General features: G+C 58.3%; 4 protein-coding genes. 2 read left to right on the top strand and 2 right to left on the bottom strand.

The genetic code is table 11. The annotated features are described in order from the left end of the window. Together JW937_05300 and JW937_05295 are read right to left on the bottom strand one after the other, a co-directional pair. On the bottom strand, window positions 1-1,498 hold a 1,498-nt coding region (locus JW937_05300; GenBank protein MBN1586830.1), incomplete at its 3' end, for a hypothetical protein. A 105-nt stretch (window positions 1,499-1,603) separates the two neighbouring features. Beyond that, window positions 1,604-2,371 (bottom strand): SDR family oxidoreductase, encoded by a 768-nt coding sequence (locus JW937_05295; protein ID MBN1586829.1) that lies wholly within the window; start codon window positions 2,369-2,371, stop codon window positions 1,604-1,606. A gap of 147 nt (window positions 2,372-2,518) precedes the next feature. Here JW937_05295 and JW937_05290 point away from each other — a divergent pair, with 147 nt between their 5' ends. Continuing rightward, complete coding sequence (locus JW937_05290; GenBank protein ID MBN1586828.1) at window positions 2,519-3,646, top strand: aminopeptidase P family protein; 1,128 nt, start codon at window positions 2,519-2,521, stop codon at window positions 3,644-3,646. A gap of 360 nt (window positions 3,647-4,006) precedes the next feature. After that, window positions 4,007-4,426, top strand: a 420-nt coding sequence (locus JW937_05285) for an FAD-dependent oxidoreductase (GenBank protein MBN1586827.1), incomplete at its 3' end; no start/stop codon positions are given.

The raw sequence follows: 4,426 nt of genomic DNA, 5'->3' as shown, positions 1-4,426 counted from the left end.
TCTGTGCGCTGGAATTGCTGTTTGAAGTTGCAAGGGGCGGCCGCACTCGTGATTCTTGCACAGAATTACCGGGGCGGGAAAACCGGGGCAGCACCACGGCACACGCAATGCCGCGGCTTTCCACATATTCCGCCATGACCGGTGTATGAAACCCCCCCGTGATTGCGATTGCAGTCCGGAGCTGTGCGCGATCCATGTGTTTGAGAAGATTGTCTGCAAAAACAACGGACCGCTGCTGCGCGATCTCATAGGACTGCACCAGGACCTTGAGAAAATTTGACGCGCTCTTCAAGGAAGTTCTCGCGCTTTGGACCGTGAGATCTGCGTCCCGAAGTTCGCCCAGCTGGTTGATCAGGTCGTCCAACCAAACATCTGCACTGAGATCTTCGCTCTCTCCCTGGTGCGGGCCGGGCCAATTCTTCCACTCCAAGCGTTGCGCGCTCAGGTCTTCCAGACGCTCTAAGCGCAAAAGCACACGGGCCAAGGCTCTGCCGCGATCCCCTCCGGCAATTTGAAGGAGTTCGCGGTGCATGGCAAGGACTTCCGCGCGCAGTTGGTAAGCATCCAGGTGTGCGCGGGATTCCAAATACCAAGAGAAGTCCATGAGCCTTGCCGGAGGCACCATCTTTTCCCAGTCTGTAAAGTCGAACATCCATTGGTAGAACTCGGGTTTGTAGAAATCCCCGTTTTGAAAATCTTTGAGCTTGCGGGAGACTAATTGCTGGTCCCACTCGCGGCCTCCTTTTGCCAGGAAAACCGCGAGGCTCGAGAGAAAACTCCTTGTCTCAGTTTTGGCTTGGGCTTCGCTCACTTCCAGGGACTGGAGTTCGAGATCGAGGAATTGCGTGATTGCCGGATAGTCGCGGTCCACATCCATGCCCAGGGCATAGGCGCGCGTGAGGAGCAGGCCCAAATAAGCGCCCAAATCGAGTTCCTGATTTTGGAAGCGGCGGTAGTCTTCCCAGAGTTCCCGGTAATCTGCGGGCATGCGCGTCAAGGCCTGTGCAGCCCAGTCATGGATGGGCGCGAGCCAAGCTTGCAAGGCTTCCGCGTTGGTTTGGCCCTGTTCGAGCAGGGCTAACTGCCGAGCGTAAAGATCCGAAGATTCCAAACCCAGGATGGTGGCAAAGGGGTTCTCGGACATGAGCACAAATTCTTCCGGTGTGAAGCGCCCCTCGTTCAGAAGGTCCTGGGCCAAGGCCCGGCGCTCGGTGTCCTCGGCAGGCAGAAAGCGCAGCAGAGCGGGATCCGCCCAGCCGCCGGCACCCTCCGAGCCGATTAAAAAAATCCCGTAAGTTTCAATCAGGTAGGAAAGAATTTGGGCATTTTGATTTCGAAGGGCGGAGGAACTGTGATCCTCCTGCAGCAGAACTACGAGGCGATCCGGAGCGTGAGGATCTTCCGGCGGATGCCATTGATGGACCACACGTCCGAGTTCCGAAGGGATGCGAAATTCCGCGAGCCTGGGCACGCCCTGTGAAGGCGGAGCTTTTTGCATCCAGTGCGTGCGTTTGAGGGCAGGGACGTTGACGCGGGCGCCTAGGGCCGGGGAACAAAAGCTTAGGAGCAGAAGAAGGGAGAGGGCGAGACGCGCTCGCATGGCCTAGTCGACGATGGTTTCGCCGCCGTCGGCCCGGATGACGTTTCCGGTGACCCATTGGCTGCGTTCGTCGGCCAGCAGGAGCACAAGACCGGCAATATCTTCGGGAGTGGTCAGGCGTCCCGAGGGATTCCGCTTGCGCGCGCTTTCAAGCATCACATCATTGCCCGGGATCTTTCTCAGCGCCGGGGTGTCGGTCACACCCGCCATAATGGAATTGACGGTAATGCCCGCAGGGGCGAGCTCGGAAGCCAATTGCCGCGTATGCGACTCGAGCGCGCACTTGGCTGCGGAGACCGGGCCGTATGTGGGCCACACGCGCATGCTGCCGGCACTTGTCATGGAGAGCACACGGGCGCCTTTCCTTAATAAACCGGCGCGCACCAGTTCCTGGACCCAATACACCAGGCTGTGGGCCATGACATCGAGGGTCATGTCCATCTGGGGCCGCGTCACGGTCTCGTCGATCTTTCCCACAAAGGGTTTGAGGCTGCCGAAGGCCAGGGAGTGCAGGACAACGCGCAGGGTTCCGTTGGATTGCTTCAGTTCGTGGGCCATGGCCATGATGGAATCGGCGCGCTTGTCTTCGTCCGAAGCATTGATATTGAAGAACACTGCTTTGCGGCCCAAGGCCTTGATGTTCGCGGCAATCTTTTCGACATTGGCCAGGGTGGCCTTGCGATCCAAGTGCACCCCGAAGATATTGTAGCCGTTGCGCGCCAGCTCCAAAGCCGTGGCGCCCCCAAAACCGCTGGATGCGCCGAGGATCAAGCCCCAAAGCCCGGTGCCCGCACTTTCCTTTGCTGACAAGTCCCGCTCCTGTCCTTTTCCGAAAATAGTTCCAAATTGGTCCGGTTTCAGAATAATGTATAATACATCCCTTGCGCTGTCGAAGCAACACACCCTTTGGGAGGTGAAATGTCCAAGTCTGCGCGACTGATTTGCGCTGCGAGCGAAGCGAACTCGGATCTTTACTACCTGACCCGGTTCTTGGCGCCGGATTCATTTTGCTGCGTTGAGATAGACAATCATAAGATCCTTCTCATGAACGATTTGGAAGTTGACCGTGCCCGTGCCCAAGCGCAGGCGGACGAGGTTTTGTCCATTTCGGATCTGCAGAAGCAGATGGATCCCAAAGGCGAAACACCCCCCAAGTTGGCCGGCATCCTGGCCCATTTTTGCAACGGCCGCGGCGTGGAAAGTCTGAGTGTGCCCGCGGATTTTCCTTTGGCCTTAGCCGATGCCTTGCGCGAGACCGGACTTGAGGTTAAGGCGCATGCAGGGCCTTTTGTGGCAGGGCGTGAAGTGAAGAACAGCGCGGAGATCGAGGCCATTGAAGCCAGCCAGCGCGCCGCAGAGCGGGCTTTGGGCCGGGCTTTGGACCGGTTGCGGCAGTCGGTGACGGGCGAGGGGGACGTGCTGTATTGGGAGGGGGAAGTTCTTACAGCAGAGGCACTTAGGGATTTAATCCAAGGCAGTTTGTTTGAGGATCACTGCTCGGCCGATCACACGATTGTGGCTTGCGGAGAGCAGGGTGTGGATCCGCACAACCGGGGCAGCGGTCCCTTGCGCGCGCATCAAGCAATCATTTTGGACATCTTCCCGCGTTCCACCCAAACGCGCTATTGGGCGGATATGACGCGCACCGTAGTGCGCGGCCGGGCCGGTGATGCGATCAAACGCATGTATGAGGCGGTTTATGCGGGCCAGGAAACAGCATTTTCTTTGATCCGGGACGGGGCTTCGGGCGCGTTCATCCATCAAGAGGTCCTGCGCACATTGGAGGCTAAGGGATTTGAGACAGGTTTGAAGGACGGCCGCATGCAGGGATTTTTTCACGGCACCGGACACGGCGTGGGTCTGGATATCCACGAAAGCCCGCGCATTTCGCAATGCGATTCGACTTTGCGCGCCGGGAATGTGGTGACCGTGGAGCCGGGATTGTATTATGCAGGCGTTGGAGGAGTCCGTCTGGAAGATTTGGTGCTTGTCACCGGAGACGGCTGCCGCAATCTGACACAAATGGAAAAGTTGCTGGAGATCTAGGGTGTTCAGCACCCGTCGACTTTGGTTTACGGCACCGCTTGTGCGCTTCGAGACGCCGCTGCGCGGCTCCTCAGGGTGAGCGGCTAAACCAGACTGTGGTGCCGGACACCCCGGTCAACTAGAGCATGGGGGATTCAGCCGCCAAGTACACGATTCACCGGGTGCTCGACACCCGCCGCGAAGCTGAGTTCGTCATCACGAGGAGCGAAGCGACGCGGTGATCTGTGCGGGACAAAGATCCCTTCTCCGCCATAAGTCATGACGGCTCGGGATGACGCCTGCGCGGCACTCTGGTGTCAAGCACCTAGGCTGAACACCCGGTCAACCAGTACATCAACGACTGAAATCAAGGAGCTTTCAATGTCTGAACAAGCACACAAGCTGATCATCATCGGCGCAGGGCCTGCGGGTTGGACCGCAGCGATTTATGCGGCAAGGGCCAATCTTAAACCCCTCTTGTTTGAAGGACCCCAGCCCGGGGGCCAGCTCACCATCACAACCGATGTGGAAAACTTTCCTGGGTTTCCGGAAGGTATTATGGGGCCAGAGCTTATGGAGTTATTCAAAAAGCAGGCGGCGCGCTTTGGAACTGGGATTCAGAGTGTGGCTGTGGATTCAGCGGACTTCTCAAAGCGCCCTTTCAAGCTCAAGGCCGGAGGCCAGGATTACTTGGCGGAGACGGTGATCATTTCCACCGGGGCCTCGGCTCAGCTGCTGGGTTTGGAATCGGAGACGCGGCTCATGGGGCATGGCGTGTCCGCCTGCGCGACCTGCGACGGC

This window comes from Candidatus Omnitrophota bacterium (assembly GCA_016929445.1).
Classification (GTDB): domain Bacteria; phylum Omnitrophota; class Gorgyraeia; order JAFGIU01; family JAFGIU01; genus JAFGIU01.
Note: the sequence above shows the minus strand (reverse complement) of the source record. Positions and strands in the feature narration are given on the sequence as shown.